Annotated in this window: 12 protein-coding genes; 4 read left to right on the top strand and 8 right to left on the bottom strand. The window is 38.7% G+C overall.

All coding sequences use genetic code 11. The features are described from left to right. Positions 1–149 precede the first annotated feature (149 nt). The gene (locus H6G14_RS04780) at positions 150–521 is read right to left on the bottom strand and encodes a zinc ribbon domain-containing protein (protein ID WP_190565981.1); all 372 of its coding nucleotides are present in this window, start codon (positions 519–521) and stop codon (positions 150–152) included. Positions 522–733: 212 nt separating this feature from the next. Between H6G14_RS04780 and menD the strand changes: the two genes are divergently transcribed. Then, entirely contained in the window at positions 734–2,497 is a 1,764-nt protein-coding gene (gene menD / locus H6G14_RS04775) for a 2-succinyl-5-enolpyruvyl-6-hydroxy-3-cyclohexene-1-carboxylic-acid synthase (protein ID WP_190565980.1), read from the top strand. A gap of 102 nt (positions 2,498–2,599) precedes the next feature. On the opposite strand, the gene H6G14_RS04770 is transcribed toward menD, so the two are convergent. Beyond that, positions 2,600–2,932: a hypothetical protein gene (locus H6G14_RS04770; protein WP_010994489.1), complete on the bottom strand. Its 333-nt coding sequence runs from the start codon at positions 2,930–2,932 to the stop codon at positions 2,600–2,602. Between the two features lie 257 nt (positions 2,933–3,189). Then, entirely contained in the window at positions 3,190–4,077 is an 888-nt protein-coding gene (locus H6G14_RS04765) for an alpha/beta fold hydrolase (protein ID WP_190566070.1), read from the bottom strand. 156 nt (positions 4,078–4,233) lie between these two features. Between H6G14_RS04765 and H6G14_RS04760 the strand changes: the two genes are divergently transcribed. Continuing rightward, positions 4,234–4,545, top strand: a complete 312-nt coding sequence (locus H6G14_RS04760) for a carbon dioxide-concentrating mechanism protein CcmK (RefSeq protein ID WP_011321371.1) — start codon at positions 4,234–4,236, stop codon at positions 4,543–4,545. A gap of 88 nt (positions 4,546–4,633) precedes the next feature. Further along, positions 4,634–4,987, top strand: coding sequence for a carbon dioxide-concentrating mechanism protein CcmK (locus H6G14_RS04755; RefSeq protein WP_011321372.1), 354 nt, complete (start codon positions 4,634–4,636; stop codon positions 4,985–4,987). Positions 4,988–5,173: 186 nt separating this feature from the next. Here the strand turns inward: H6G14_RS04755 and H6G14_RS04750 are convergent, their stop codons facing one another. The 4 genes from H6G14_RS04750 to H6G14_RS04735 form a co-directional block, all read right to left on the bottom strand. Next, complete coding sequence (locus H6G14_RS04750) at positions 5,174–5,440, bottom strand: NIL domain-containing protein (RefSeq protein WP_011321373.1); 267 nt, start codon at positions 5,438–5,440, stop codon at positions 5,174–5,176. Between the two features lie 84 nt (positions 5,441–5,524). Then, positions 5,525–6,400, bottom strand: a complete 876-nt coding sequence (gene cysW, locus H6G14_RS04745) for a sulfate ABC transporter permease subunit CysW (protein ID WP_190565979.1) — start codon at positions 6,398–6,400, stop codon at positions 5,525–5,527. Then, entirely contained in the window at positions 6,387–7,256 is an 870-nt protein-coding gene (gene cysT / locus H6G14_RS04740) for a sulfate ABC transporter permease subunit CysT (protein ID WP_190565978.1), read from the bottom strand. Before cysT ends, cysW begins: the two co-directional genes overlap by 14 nt. Positions 7,257–7,494: 238 nt before the next feature. Further along, complete coding sequence (locus H6G14_RS04735) at positions 7,495–8,628, bottom strand: sulfate ABC transporter substrate-binding protein (protein ID WP_190565977.1); 1,134 nt, start codon at positions 8,626–8,628, stop codon at positions 7,495–7,497. Between the two features lie 552 nt (positions 8,629–9,180). Here H6G14_RS04735 and H6G14_RS04730 point away from each other — a divergent pair. Continuing rightward, positions 9,181–10,317 carry a sulfate ABC transporter substrate-binding protein gene (locus H6G14_RS04730; protein ID WP_242053349.1) on the top strand — a complete coding sequence of 379 codons (1,137 nt, stop codon included), beginning with the start codon at positions 9,181–9,183 and terminating at the stop codon, positions 10,315–10,317. A gap of 337 nt (positions 10,318–10,654) precedes the next feature. Here the strand turns inward: H6G14_RS04730 and H6G14_RS04725 are convergent, their stop codons facing one another. Further along, on the bottom strand, positions 10,655–16,081 hold the full coding sequence (locus H6G14_RS04725; protein ID WP_190565976.1) for an AAA family ATPase: 5,427 nt from the start codon (positions 16,079–16,081) through the stop codon (positions 10,655–10,657). Positions 16,082–16,318 lie beyond the last annotated feature (237 nt).

The following is a 16,318-nucleotide window of genomic DNA, read 5'->3' as shown; positions in this document are numbered from 1 at the left end:
GCATATTAATTACCTAATGATATGTATATATATTTTAGTTAGTCTAGTATTTATACTTATTATTGAATGTAGTTAAAAGTTAATCAAATGACTTTGCGGTGAGTTTTGAAAATCTCCCGCTCCATCCGCAGGATTAACGGGAGAAGGTGTCAAGAAGTTGACAAGACTATCAAAAAACAGACGATTAATAAACCCAGTAGGAGTAATAAAGTTTGATTGCGTTGCATCCAACTTTTGATAGATGCAGTAGGAGTATTAGCGGCTTGCTGTTCTTCTAGTTGAGCGTTTCTCTCGGTGATGTTTTGGTATAGGGTACAGTCTTTAGCGTAGGGACGCTTGGGAAATGTACAAGTATCGTCAGCATGGTAGGTACAGGTGTCGCATAGATAGGTGTCTTTAGCGGCACGATGTAAGGTAATGCCAGGATGACCGTAAGCTTTGAGTGTTGTACGACAGTAAGGACAGATAAGAGCCTGACTATCAACTTGCTGATGGCAGTTGGGACAAGAAATATTAGCCACGAATTAAATATCAATCATATGAGCAAATAATCTGATTTTAACCATTAATTCCAGTTGCTAGATGGTCTGTGAATGTGGTAGGGGGTAATAGGTGATCGGTAATTGGAAAGAAGCCAATAGGGCGATACACAGCATATCTAAATTTTGGTGGGCAATGCCTACCCTACTGGGTAAAATTTCTGTACTTATGAGTTGCGAATAATGTTACTGCTATGTCTAATTTAATGCCGATCGCCTATAAAAATATTAATCAACTTTGGGCTTATATTTTCACCGAAACACTCAAGCGGTTGGGATTAGCTTATGCAGTAATTTGCCCTGGTTCTCGTTCCACTCCCTTAACTGTGGCCTTTGCCCAACAAGCACCAGATATTGAAGCGATTTCTATACTAGATGAACGTTCTGCCGCTTTTTTCGCCCTGGGTTTAGCCAAAGTAACTGGCCGTCCTGTGGCGATTGTTTGCACTTCGGGAACTGCGGGGGCAAATTTTTATCCAGCAGTCATTGAAGCTCAAGAAAGTCGTGTACCACTGTTATTATTAACCGCCGATAGACCCCCAGAGCTAAGAGATTGTCACTCTGGACAAACTATAGATCAGGTGAAACTCTTCGGTAGTTACCCAAATTGGCAAACAGAGTTAGCTTTGCCAGTATCAGACATGGGAATGCTAGGGTATCTGCGACAAACGGTAATTCATAGTTGGTATAGGATGCAAGCGCCAACACCGGGGCCAGTACATTTAAATATTCCCTTTCGTGACCCCCTGGCACCGATTCCTGATGGTGCAGATTTAAGCTATTTACTGGCTAAGTTTCACCCAGAAGAGTTTTTTGCGGGAATAACAGATATTACCTCACTCCCTGATCATTCCCAACTGTCCATTCCCCCAGAATGGTTACAATCTCAGCGAGGAATCATCATTGCTGGTGTCGCCCAACCACAGCAACCACAGGAATATTGTAGAGCGATCGCTCTACTTTCCCAAACTCTGCAATGGCCTGTGTTAGCTGAGGGACTTTCCCCAATCAGAAATTACGCTGACCTCAACCCCTATTTAATTTCCACCTACGACTTGATTTTACGTAATCAACAATTAGGAACAAGGCTAGCACCAGACATGGTAATTCAAATAGGTGATATGCCAACTAGTAAAGAACTGCGTACTTGGATAGATACTCACCAACCCCGACGCTGGGTAATTGACCCTAGTGACCAAAACCTCGACCCTTTGCATGGAAGGACGACCCATTTAAGAATTAGGGTGGAAGAGTTGGGGTGTAAGGGGATAGAGAAAGACAAATCTTCTGTCTCAGAGTATCTGCAATTGTGGTGTAATACCGAAACCAAAGTTAGGGTCAATGTGGATGAGACTTTGGATAAGATGGAAGACTTGGTAGAGTGTAAAGCCGCCTGGTTACTTTCTCAAATGCTACCGCCAGAAACGCCCTTATTTATCGCCAACAGTATGCCAGTAAGGGATGTAGAGTTTTTCTGGAAACCGAATAATTTAAGAGTGCGATCGCATTTTAACCGAGGCGCAAACGGGATAGATGGCACATTATCCACCGCTTTAGGAATCGCCCACCGTCAGCAAAGTAGTGTCTTAATCACAGGAGATTTAGCTTTATTACACGACACCAACGGTTTTTTAATTAGAAATAAGTTTGTCGGACATCTGACAATTATCTTAATCAACAATAATGGCGGGGGAATTTTTGAAATGTTACCCATCGCTAAATTTGAACCGCCATTTGAAGAATTTTTTGGTACGCCTCAAGATATTGATTTTGCTCAGTTATGCACCACTTATAATGTCCAACATGAATTAATTCATTCCTGGGTGCATTTACAGCAGAGATTAAACCCACTACCAAATACAGGGATTCGAGTTTTAGAATTACGCACAAATAGAAAAATAGATGCTCAATGGCGACGTGATAATTTAAGCAATTTTGCGGCGGATAATATTATCTAACTAAGCCATTAATCACAAGGCGTAACATTTCCCGCTTTTGTATGGTCTTCTGGATATGAGATAATTGGTATAATTTACTTTTCAATTACCAATTACCCAATTTTAATTTGATTTAACAGCAATATCCTCAAAGTCTGCTAATGCAAAAGCAAACTCTCGGAAAGCTGTTTTAATCAAGTCCTCTTTCATATTTCTATTTAAAGAGGTATCGCGTATCATATCGGCTAACTCGATAAATAATAGAGAGAAAATAAAGCGGTCTTGCCGATCAACCTGTTTTAAGCAAGCTAATATGAACTCGTACAACTCTGTTTTTCTGGGCTTGGTTTGTTCTTCCCAAATTTTCATTCCTAGACAGAAGGTTTTTAACCTGATCTCATTGATGTTGTAGGAGGTATCTTTATAGCGAACTGATACCCGTTGAGGCATTTCCATAAGTTGAAAAGATATATTTACTGTATGGTAGATATTCAACTTTATGCAGGCTCATCCGGAAATTTTTATTGTTGAAATGGCGTAAATTTAAAATATAGCTGTTGACTGTTGATGGTTGACTGTTGACAGGCTTGAAAGTCTGGTTTTATCTTATAGCGTTTCCTAGTTTGCTTAGGTAAAAATTTATCCGCGTACCCTGTGGGAATACTTCTCTACGAGACGCTACCGCGAACGTCAATATATGTGTTCATCTGCGTTTAACTACGAAAATTAAGGATATGTTGAGCCGTGATTTCTGGTTGTTCTAAATGGGGAAGATGACCACAATCTTGAATCCAAATTAGTTGACTATGGGGAATTGCTCTTTTAAATCTTTTACCGTCTTCCGTACCCAAAATCTTATCAGCATCACCCCACAAAATCAGGGTTGGTGGCATAATTTCTGCTAGTTGCTTAAATCTAAAAGCTGTGTATCCACCACTTTTGGTAAAAGCAATCAAAGCTTCAGGCCAGCTAGGCATTTCTAAATGTAATGCACCACAATATAAAGCATCGACAGTAGCAAGGTTCGGATTTTTGTAAGCAACACGAGAAACGCGATCGCGCACTTTTGGACTACGCAAAAATTGGGCGGCTAAATAATCCAACGGGGGAAACATGAATTTACTTAGCGGTGAACCCCCCCGCAAGCCAGCACTGTCAATTAACACTAGTTTCTGCACCGCTTCTGGATAAGTCAGAGTAAAATCAATTGCGGCTGCACCCCCCATTGATGCACCAACTAAAATCACAGGTTGGTTAATTAGGGTTTTCCAAAAGGAATGTAGGTGAGTTCTAATGGCAATAGGGCTAAATTTTATCCCTGCAAGCCTTTGCGTAAATCCAAAACCCAAAAGATCCACAGCCCAAGTTTCATTCTCTTTCCCTAACAGTGGCAAAAGCCGACGAAATTCTAGCACCGAACTATCGAAGCCATGAATTAATAAAATTGGCGTACCACCGCTACCTTGACATACATAGGCTGTGGTGATTGGTTGATTACTCAGGGGAGTAGCGATCGCTTGAGCTTGAATAGTCTTAGCTAAGGCGATCGATTCAGATTCGGTAAGTTGCCCAACTGCGGCAGGTAAAAAACTTGGAAACATAAATCCTACTTTACCAGAAGCAGAGACATAGGGCATGGGTCAACAGTTAACAGTCAACAGTTAACTATTAAAGAAATTTCCCCCTCGCCATCACAATGGTGTCTAAAGCCACGTACAATTAATATCACTTAACTTTTTTTATCAGGAGCTAATGCCATGCCAATGGCGGTTGGCGTAATCGAAACTTTAGGATTTCCGGCTGTGCTAGCGGCAGCAGATGCGATGGTAAAATCTGCCGCAGTCACCATTGTCTATTATGGTCAGGCGGAGAGCGCCCGCTTGTTAGTTGCAGTGAGGGGACACGTTGCAGAAGTAAGACGAGCCGTTGAGGCGGGAATTGAGGCTGGTGAGCAAGCACACGGTGGTGAAGTCATCACCCACTACATAGTTCCCAATCCTCCCGAAAATGTGGTAGATATTCTCCCCATTCACTTTACTGAAGAATCAGAACCCTTTCGGATGTTCTAAGCAATTGTGTCATCAACAAATGTAGCGAAGCTTCATACAATGAACTGGTGCGCTCCATAAATTTATTATTCATACAGGAGATTATTAAATGTCATCACTACAGGCAGTGGGAGCATTAGAGACTAAGGGTTTTCCGGCTGTGTTAGCAGCAGCAGATGCTATGGTCAAAGCTGGCCGTGTCACCCTTGTGGGTTATATCCGGGTTGGTAGCGCTCGTTTTACAGTCAATATCCGTGGAGATGTTTCGGAAGTTAAAACGGCAATGGCGGCTGGTGTGGAAGCCGCACAAAATGTTTACGGTGGTACATTAGAATCCTGGGTGATTATTCCTCGTCCCCATGAAAACGTTGAAGCAGTCCTACCTATTGGTTATACGGATGCTGTTCAACAATATCGAGATTCTGTAGAAAATCCCATTATCCGTTCATCCAACGGACGATAAATAAGACCAATTCAAAATTCAAAATTCAAAATTCAAAATTCAAAATTAAGAAAGTCAGATTTGGTCTGGTTTTTAAGGTTTGGATGTGTTACTTGATTTTGGAGAATTGGTATAAATCACAATTAAACATTAAAGCAAAACCCCGATTTCTTAGAGAAATCGGGGTTTTTAGATCGAACATTGTTTTTACCAACCACCAACTTTAGTCTCATCCCAGACTTCCAGTTCCAATTCCTGTAGATAGTTCAGTCCACTTTGGATTTGTGTATTTGTACCTTGCAAATCCAAATCGAACCAGCCATCTCCAACAGCATTGGCTCCTAAAATTGCCGCAGCGATATTTACTGTCAGACCATATTCCGAAACTAGCCGAGAAATCACGGGTTCCTGGTGATAGTCTTTAGGAATCCGTACGCGAATCCTTTTATTGCTGAGTGTGTTGTCACTAGCCATATATAAACCATTGGTTGATTTTTACTAAGGAGTAGGGTATTGGCTAATAATAGGTATCAACAATTACCAATTACCCATTCCCAATTAATCCACATCTTTAATGCGAGTTTTGCGTTCTACAATCTCTTTCAATACTAAGGTAACTACTGCTAGTAGTGCTAAAAGTACTGCCGCAGAAAAAGCTGCTTCTGTTTCATACTGTTTATAAGCATCCTCTACAAACAATGGCAAACTCTGGGTTTTATTGGCGATATTTCCTGAGACTACGGAGACTGCACCAAATTCACCCATTGCTCTAGCATTGGTCAAAATTACACCATATAGTAAGCCCCAGCGAATTCCTGGTAGGGTAACTCGCCAAAATGTCTGCCATTCATTTGCACCCAAAGTTTTAGCGGCTTCTTCCTGATCTTTACCAAATTCCTCTAAAACAGGAATTACTTCACGGGCGACAAAAGGCATACTCACAAATGCTGTGGCTAAAACCATCCCCGGAAAGGCAAAGATAATCCTGATGTCATTTGCCTCCAGTAAAGGCCCAAACCAGCCATTACGTCCATAAAGCAGCACCAGCATCAAGCCAGCAACTACGGGCGAGATAGAAAAGGGTAAGTCAATAATACTTAAGACTAAAGCACGTCCGGGGAATTTATGACGAGCGATCGCCCAAGCTGCACATAAACCAAATACTGTATTTAAAGGTACGGCAATTAATGCCAACAATACAGTTAATCTGGCAGCACTAAGAAAGTCGCTATGGGTGAGGTTCTCCAAAAATGGCCCCACTCCTTTACTGAAAGCTTGGACAAAAACGTTGATTGCCGGGATATATTGAATTAACGCTAAATAGGCGATCGCTACAAAAATTAAAATTGTCGGAACCCAACTCTTTTTTTGTGGCGGTTTAGTTTTATCAGTATTCGTCCCAGATGAGTGCAGTTTCCGCTCACTTATTGTCATATCTTCTCGCCCACCCTTGTAACAGATTAATTCCTAATAGCAATACCAAAGAAATCGTCAGTAAGACCACACCAATTACTGTTGCACCAGAATAGTCGTACTGCTCCAATCTCTGGAAAATCAATACAGGCGCAATCAAATCCTGAAAGGGTGTGTTAGAGGCAATAATTACAGTCGAGCCATACTCACCAACCGCACGAGAGAAGCCCAGCGCCACACCAGTTAAAATCGAGGGAAACAAAGGTGGTAGTATCACTTTCGAGAAAGTTTGCCACTGAGAAGCACCCAAAGACCAAGCTGCTTCTTCAACATCATGCTCCATCTCTTGCAGTACAGGTTGCACTGTCCTGACGACAAAAGGTAAGGAAATAAATACCATCGCTACCCACACACCTAAACGGGTAAATGATACTTTAATCCCTAATGGTGCTAACAAAGAACCAATCCAGCCATTATCACTGTAAACTGTTGCTAATGTTAAACCCGCTACCGAAGTAGGTAACGCAAATGGTAAATCTACAGTAGCGTCTATTATTCTTTTAAGCGGAAAGTCATAGCGTACCAAGACCCACGCAATTAATGTACCAAATACACCGTTGAGTAAAGCGGCAAGTAAGGAAGTCACAAAAGTAACATTATATGTTGCTAATGCAAGTTCACTAGTAGCTATTTCCCAAAATCTAGCCGGTGGTTCTGTACTGGCTTTAAGAAACATGGCAATTATCGGGACAAATAACATTACCGTTAAATATCCAATAGTAATTCGCCATGTCCAAGGCAAATTTACCACTTTATGAATAAACACTTTCCAGTTAGAAGTTTTAATGTCTACTTTCGTAGTAGGAGATAAAGTCATAAACAATTCAAAATGAAAAAAACACTGAATATTCAGGTTGATGGGCTGGTAATTGGTAATTGGTAATTGGTAATTTCTCAAAAATTTTACCCATAGGAGACTATTTGATTTTTGAGTTATGCGTTAGATGATCATTACCAAAAGTATCAGAGTGTTGGTGGGCGATGCCCACCAAAAATACTTAAGCATCTATAATCATCACATTAAATTCCTCTATTACCCATTACCCATTACCTATCTACCGTTTGTTTTTGGCTTGAATTTGGTCAAAAACACCACCATCAGCAAAGAATTTTTGCTCAATCGTTGCCCAGCCTCCTAAGTCTTGAACAGTACCTATAGTATCTACTTTAGGGAACTTATCTGTTACTTCTTTCGTTTGAGCAACTTTTTCATCTACTGGCCGAAAACCTAATTTCACGAACTCTCCTTGTGCTTCTGGGGTATATAAGAATTTGACAAATCCTTCGGCAACTTCTCTATTCCCATGCTTATCAACATTCTTATCTACGACAGCGATAGGATTATCAATAGAAATATTGACACTAGGAATTACATAATCCAATTTTTCACCTTTTTGCTGTGCCAAAATGACTTCATTTTCATAATTGATGAGAGCGTCTCCTTGTCCTTGTTTAGCAAACGCGTCAGTTGCTTCTCGCGCATCTCTTGCTAAAATTGGCACATTTCCATAAACCTTAGTCACAAATTCTGTTGCCTTAGCTTCATCACCACCAGTTTTGATGACGGAGTTCCACAAAGCTAAGAAGTTCCAGCGAGCAATACCTGAGGTTTTAGGGTCGGCAGTAATTACTTTAACACCATCCTTAGCCAAATCTGCCCAAGTTTTGATACCTTTGGGGTTGCCTGAACGGGTAATGATTGCTGCTACAGATTTGGACACAATTCCATCATTAGGCAGTTCTTTTTCCCATCCTGGCTGAATTAACCCTGCTTTCTCAATTTTTTGCGTGTCTAGAGCCAGTGCTAAGTGGACAACATCTGCTTCTAAACCATCGATAACGGCACGGGTTTGAGAACCAGAACCGCCATAACTCTGTTTAAATGTGACAGTTTGATTATGTTCTTGCTTCCATTTTTCTACAAATTTAGGAATAATTGCTTCATGTGCTGCCTTGGTAACAGCAAAGGATACTAAAGTTAATTCCACATTTGGTTTGTTGGCTGCAACAGGACTAGCAACGGGGTTTGCAGTGGAAGTATTGTTGTCATTACCACCAGTGCAGGCGGCAAGCGCTACACTCAAAACAGCCCCAACTAATACCAGTGACACAAAGCTTTTCAGGGAGTTAAATCTGAACCTATGTGTACTCTGCCACAATTTTTTCAGGGGACGCTGCCACATACTCATTTGGATCTCCTCCGTGCAAATCTACAGTTAATTGGTAGGAATACTGTTATTACAGTCTAAGGTATTTAGGCAAATAAACAATAAAAAACTTCAGATTCTCTATCGAGAATCTGGGGAATAGAGAAATTCTACCAGTTTGTTCAGCAATTAAAAACGCTATGGCTTTTGAGTGTCAAATAGCTATCACATTAGACTACTTTGTGTTCAAAGTAACCTGATAGTAGATGCCTGATGATTGTAAGAGGTCTATATTTCACCAGTAAATTTGTCTATTATTTTTGACTAATATGCTTTTATGGCTTGGGTTTTAGCTTATTGCTTCGTGATATAGCAATCAGTACTTCATAGTTCAAAGATTCGGAATATACGAATTTTTTTTCTTGACTTTACTTTTTTATAACATCGTTCTACGATAGATAAACCGTAAATTCTAAGTAAAAAAACGGGGCAACAAGTTGTATTATGTAATACTCTTATTGCCCTAAATCCATATTGTCTGTGCCTGGAATTTGCATCAACTAATTGCGTTAGCTACTCAGTGAAACACATCCCATGACACCTAAAATTCTATCAAGACTTAATTCAATTGCCGAGGCGAAAAAGCAACTGTTCATTACTTGGAAGCCACCTCTGAGTCAACCTTCAGCCCTTGTACTAGCAGCAGGCTTGGGTTTAAGTGCTTTAATTCCCTTTACAGCTACAAATTCTCAAATTGCATCTGCAAGCCAAAAGACTCAACTGATTAGCCAAAGAGGCCAGAAAGTTGAAATCACCCTGGTTTCTTATGCAGTAACAAAGGCTGCTTACGAGAAAATTATTCCTCAGTTTGTCGCTAAGTGGAAGCGAGAAAAAGGCCAGGATATAGTCATCAAGCAGAGTTACGGTGGTTCTGGCTCTCAAACCCGTGCTGTAATAGATGGTTTAGAAGCAGATGTTGTTGCCTTAGCGTTGGCGCTAGATACTAAAAAAATTGAGCAAGCAGGCTTAATTAAGCCAGGTTGGGAGCAAGAAGCGCCTAACAATTCTATTGTGACTCGTTCAGTAGTAGCGCTAGAAACCAGAGAAGGAAATCCAAAAAATATTAAAACTTGGAGTGATTTAGCTAAACCGGGGGTCAAGGTAATTACAGCCAACCCGAAAACTTCAGGTGGTGCGCGCTGGAACTTTTTGGCTTTGTGGGGTGCGATCGCCAAAAATAAAGGTAGTGAAGCTCAAGCTCTAGATTTTGTGACTAAAGTCTATAGAAATGTGCCTGTGTTACCTAGAGATGCGCGGGAAGCCAGCGATGCTTTTTACAAGAAAGGTCAAGGGGATGTATTACTTAACTATGAAAACGAAGTTATCTTAGCTGCACAACAGGGAAAAACATCACCATCCTATACTATTCCTCAAACCAACATCTCCATAGATGGCCCAGTTGCAGTTGTTGATAAGGTCGTTGATAAACGCGGCACTCGTGCAGTTTCTGAGGCTTTTGTGAAGTTTCTTTTCACTCCGGAAGCCCAACGCGAGTTTTCCAAAGTTGGTTTTAGACCCGTTAACTCTGCTGTAGCTAAAGAAGTCGGTAAAAAATTCCCTAAAGTTGGCAATCTTTACAATGTTCAAAGTTTAGGCGGCTGGAACGCCGTACAGAAAAAATTCTTCGATGACGGAGCTATCTTTGACAAAATTCAAAGTGGAAGACGTTGAGAAAAGCGGTTGAAATTCTTATAAGATAAAGTTGTTTATGGAATGATTCTTCATAAACAGCTTTGTCTTTTGCTTAATTAGCCATAAAACTTAAAATTCTCACCCACAAGGGGATGAGGAATATGGTAATGGGATTATTACCCATTACCTATTACCTCCATCGGCGGGGCAACTATCCCTTTTTTCCCACAAGGGGATGGAGTTTCCCACTGCTTTTATGAAAGAGTCTTTCCCTTAGACATCCTACACCCATTTTTCAAGCTAGAACAGTAGCACAAAACCAATGATAATTTCTAACACTGAGCTACTTATTTAAGTTGGGTTTAGTATTTAAAAACTATTTCAAAGAAATTGGCAGTTTCACGATAAAAGTTGTCCCATCTGTTAATGATGACAGACACTCCAAATTTCCTTGATGTTTTTCTACAATCTGGTAACTTATTGATAAACCCAACCCTGTACCTTTACCAACTGGCTTAGTGGTAAAAAACGGGTCAAATATTTTGCTTATAATATCACTATCGATGCCAATTCCATTATCAGTAACGCGAATAACTACTTGTTGAACATCATCTACAATTGTACTAATCCAAATTGTTGGACTAAAACTTATTTCTTGACCGTGATATGATTTAGAATTATTTTTTCTTTCTAATAGAGCATCAATAGAGTTAGTAAGCAGATGCAGAAAAACTTGATTTATTTGACTAGCATCACAGGTAATTTTAGGTAAGTCGCCGTATTCTTTGATAATCTCAATATCTGCTAGCCTTTGCTGCAAAATCATGAGGGTATTATTGATACCTTCATGAAGATCAACTTTTTTAATTGCTGACTCATCTAATCGTGAAAAATTACGCAAGGATATAACTATATCACGAATACGTTCTGCTCCATTTTTCATGGAAATGAGCAGCTTTGGCATATCATTTTTAATAAAGTCTATATCATATTCATCTGTTATTTCCAGAATCCTTTCTTGGGAATCCGGATACTCCTCTTGATAAAAGTCGATAATCTCTAATAAGGATTTACTATAATCTTTGATGTGAGTTACATTACCATAAATGAAATTAATAGGATTATTAATTTCATGCGCTACACCTGCTACTAATTGTCCTAGTGAAGACATTTTTTCATTATGAATTAATTGAGCTTGTGTGCGTTGTAGCTCTGTTAGGATAGTTTGTAATTGATAATTTTTATCTTCTAGCTCTTGCGTTCGCTCTTGAACCCGTGCTTCTAAGGTTAAATATAAACGCGTATTTTCTAGGGAAATAGCGGCTTGTGCTGATAAAATTTGTAAGACTTCTAGTCTATCCTCAGTAAAAGCATGACTCGTGAGATTATTTTCTAAATATAGAATCCCTGTCAGCTTTCCTTGGGAAATAATTGGTGATACAAGTATTGATTTTGGCTGATAATTGATCACATAAGGGTCTTTATTGAAATCTGCAACATGAGTCACATCATCCAAAACTAAAGGTGCCTGAGTTCTTTTGACATAATTAATTACGGATGCTGGTAATATTTGACTATTTGTAATGGGGATAGCTTGTAATGTTGTAATAATTTCTTCTTCTATGAATGAGCCTTCGATAACTAATTTTTCATCTTTTTTAGCAATAAAAAATACCTTCTGCGCCCCTGCATTTTCCTTAGCTAAACACATAAGTTTTTCTAGCAATTTTTCTAATACTATTTCGCTACTTAGTGCTTGAGAGGCTTTAACTACTGTGGAAATATCTAGAGATAGATTTTTTGTGGAAGTTGTAGATCCCCTAGCAAGAGTAATATGTGATTGGGTTAGTGTTCCTGTTCTTGTGAGTAGGTCAGAATAACGTTTTTCTAAGTCCCTAGCTTTGGCGATCGCTCCCCAACTGATATAATTATAATGAGCTTCATCCATATAGCTTTTAGCTAGCTTCGTCCTGCCCAATTTTGAGTAAAAAATAGCAGCTAATTCATTAGCGATCGCCATTTCTTGGATATAACCTTGTTCTTGAGCAAGAGTAATAGCACGGTCATAATAATCCATCGCTTGGTAGTTTTTTCCCTGAATATTACATATTTCAGCTTCTACTAAATAGAATTTATGTAAAAAATTCATTGGAGCAAATTCTGCCCATTTTTGCATCTTCTCTTGGTTACTTTGTACCTTGGTAAGTATATGTTTCTGCTCAGATTCTGCTTCATTAATATAAATTGCTAATTGTGTAAGCGAATCATAAAAGTAGAAAATAGGAACAACAAATTGTGCCATAGCACTACTAATATTTTGAGATGCTATACCTGCATGAATCCTAGCTTGCTGATGTTGACCAAATAGATAGCTTAGAATTGTTTTGTATAAATGAAAATAATAAATTCCTAAGTAGTCACTAACAACTTCATATTGTTTAAGAGATTCCTTTTCGTTATAATTTTCACCCATTAAACAACAAGCATCTTGAGAATCATCCATCAGGTTTAAAACAACTTGATAGAGCATATAATGATGGCTTAAGGGCTGTTCTTGTTTTGTTTGACGAATAGCAGAATTAGCATTTTCTAGCTTCTGCTTTAAATTACTTAATTCCTCACCTTGCCAATATAAGGAACAGCACTCAAATTGGTAAAACCATGCTGTATATTCTAAATCTCCACCTTCAAAACTGTATTTAGCTCCCATTTTAGAAAAGTGTAGAGTTTCTCTAAGATGAGTCTTCCAGTGAAAAATAAAGTTGCTCACATAAAATAAAATCTTGCCCTTGATAAATGGGCTTAAATCTGCTGTCAAATCCAGTGCTATCTTACCTAATTCATAACCTAATTCACTATCATTAATGACACCGCACAAAATCAGTGCATAAGCTGCATAAGCTATGGGAGAAGAAGAAGAGTTTCCATAAAGTAAAGATAATTTTACTCGTGACAAGTTAATCAGCAGCATCAGCTTGGGAGAAGCTGAATAAGCAGCAGTGGAAATTGTATCTAAAATTTCCATAGCAGCCAACGATTTGACATCAGTCATCTCAGGTAGGTGCAGCAAACTTTGAATGTTATTTCTAGGGATGAAGGAATTGGTTTCTAGTAGTACTTGATTAACAAAATCATCAGTCGGTTCTTCCGGAAAATTAATTCCTAGTTGATTTAGTAAATTCAAGCCAAGACCCAAAGCTTCTTGTAACTGTTTTTGAGCGATGGCTGTCAGAATTTTTAGATTATAAACTTTGATTTTCTCTTGTAAGTTATGAGCATTATCAATCACAGCATTTGCCAAATACTGCATTGTATCAAACCGTCCACACAGATAAGCCGCTTCTGTAGCTTCTTGGTATAGATTCAAGACAGTTTCGTAATTAGTTAACCATGATGATTCACCTATAAGTTTTATTGCCATCATGAAATAACTAAGCGCAGGCTCATAGGCTGTTGCTTGTTGTGATTTATGTCCAGCTATAAAATTTAATTCTACTAGCTTATTTTTTTCCGAATCATCAATAACAAGATTAATACTTTTGTTGAACTGATTTACAATCTCAAAAATATGATTTTCTAAATCTTTATCTGGTATATTTTTAAGCAGTAATCGACCTATTTTAATATGGATATCTTGCTTTTGATTTTGAGGAATCAACGAATATGCAGCTTGTTGTACTCTATCATGTAAGAATTTATACAGAATTTGTTTGCTATCAAATTCAATATTATCTTGGGAGTCAAATAGTAGCGGTATACGATAGGTTTCATTTAACGGTAAAATGAGACCAGATTGGAGAGCATTATCAAGCTCATTTGCAGTATCAAATACTGATTTTTCATTCACTAACGATAATACTTGAAGATTAAATTTATCACCGATACAGGCTGCTAGTTGTAATATTTTCTGTGTTTTTTCTGGCAATATTTGAATGCGGCTGGATACTAATTCAACTATGCTCTTATCAGAAACACCAACAGTAACAATTCTCTGAATTTCCCACTGCCATTGCTGTGTATTAAAATCAAAGACTAGTAGTGATTCTTGATGCAATGCTTTGAGTAGTTGATTGATAAAAAAAGGATTTCCCGCAGTTTTGTTAAAAACAAGTGTAGCTAAAGGATAGCATCTGCTAGTATGATCATGTAAGGTGTCTTGAACAAAATCCACTACATTAGCTAGATCCAACGGCTGCAACTCAATGTTGTTGACAACAATGCCAGATTTCTTAATTTCTTCAATAGTGCTGACTAAAGGATGAAGTTTACTAACTTCGTTATCACGGTAGGCTCCAATTATTAGTAGATATTTAATTAATTGGTCACAAATTAATAATTCCATCAAGTTTAATGTTGCCGAATCTGCCCACTGCAAATCGTCTAAAAAGATAACTAATGGATGTTCACAACAGCAAAAAACTTGGATAAATTTTTGAAAGATTTGATTAAATCGATTCTGCGATTCATGAGGATTTAATTGAGCAACTTCCGGTTGTTTCCCAATAATTAATTCGACTTCTGGAATAACATCTGTAATTACTTTTCCATTACTACCAACTGCTTGCAGTATATTGCTGCGCCACATTTCCAGTTTTGCTGTGGATTCTGTTAAGAGTTGGCGTATCAAGGAAGAAAAAGCCTGAACGAGTGATAAATAAGGTATATCTCGCTTGAACTGATCAAACTTACCACTAATAAAATACCCCTTAACTTGAGTAATGGACTTGTTAACTTCATTGATAACGGAAGTTTTACCAATACCGGAGTAACCGGACACTAATGTTAACTCACTGTTACCACGGCTAACTCGTGCGAATGAAAGGAGTAATTGTTCCACTTGCTTCTCTCGACCATATAACTTTTGGGGAATAATTAGCTGAGAGAAAACATCTAAACGACCTGGAGTAAAATCGGCGATCGCTCCTGTATGATTAAGCTGTTCTAAACATTGCTCTAAATCAACCAATAATCCTTGAGCAGAGTAGTATCTATCTTCTGCATTTTTAGCCATTAACTTGTGGACGATACCGACAACAGCCTTGGGTACGTTTGCTGCTAGCTGCTGTATGGGTGTCGGTTCCTTGGCAATATGAGCGTGTACTAATTCCAAGGGTTCACTGCTGTTAAACGGTAATTGTCCCGTCAGCATTTCGTAAAGTGTAATTCCCAATGAATAGAAGTCGCTACGGTAATCTAGGCTACGGTTCATCCTTCCCGTTTGTTCCGGCGACATATAAGCTAGTGTTCCTTCTAGCTGGTTGGGGTTGATAAGTTGTGGCGTTTCCTTTTTTAAACGGGAAGCAATGCTGAAATCAGTGAGTTTAATAATTAGGCTAGATGCTACTTCTGGCTTTTGTTGTAACCCAGTTTCTAAATTTTTAATGATGATATTGCCGGGTTTAATATCTTTATGAATAATTTTATTGTCGTGAATGTAGACTAAAGCACGGGTGATGGCAATGGCAACTTGAAGAGTCAGCCGCAAAGAAAGCTGATGGGTATAAAGATACTGTTTGAGGCTAATACCACCAAAATCTTCAAATACTATTACTAATCGTTTGTGATGAGTTTCCAAACTGACAACCTTGACGATATTGGGATGGTCAAGGTTAGCAGAAATAGAATATTCGTGTTTAAATCTGACAATTGCTTCTAGGGAAAAATAATTGTCTATTAAAACTTTCAGAATCGTGGGAGTGTTACCATCTACTTTTGTAGCGCGGTAGATGTTAGTGTTAGCTCCAGAATGGGTAAGTTCTAAAATTTCGTAACCAGAAACTTGAACATTATGGGAAATTACCACGGTCTTATTCCTAGACTCAAATGACTATTATGGCTATCCTCAATGAGTTTTGAGAAATTAATCCCTGGCTAACGCTGTCCTTCTAAATTCTGGCTAAGGAAGAGTTAAAGGAGAATAATCTCTAATTCTCAACAATGATTTAAGGCAATATACAACCTAATTTCAAACCCAACCCCCAACTTCTTACCTTGTAGGTCTTTTGCCAACCCAGTAAAGCAAGCTATGGAAACAGATTTT

Source organism: Nostoc parmelioides FACHB-3921 (assembly GCF_014696625.1).
Classification (GTDB): domain Bacteria; phylum Cyanobacteriota; class Cyanobacteriia; order Cyanobacteriales; family Nostocaceae; genus Trichormus; species Trichormus parmelioides.
This window is presented reverse-complemented; position numbering and strand designations above follow the sequence as displayed.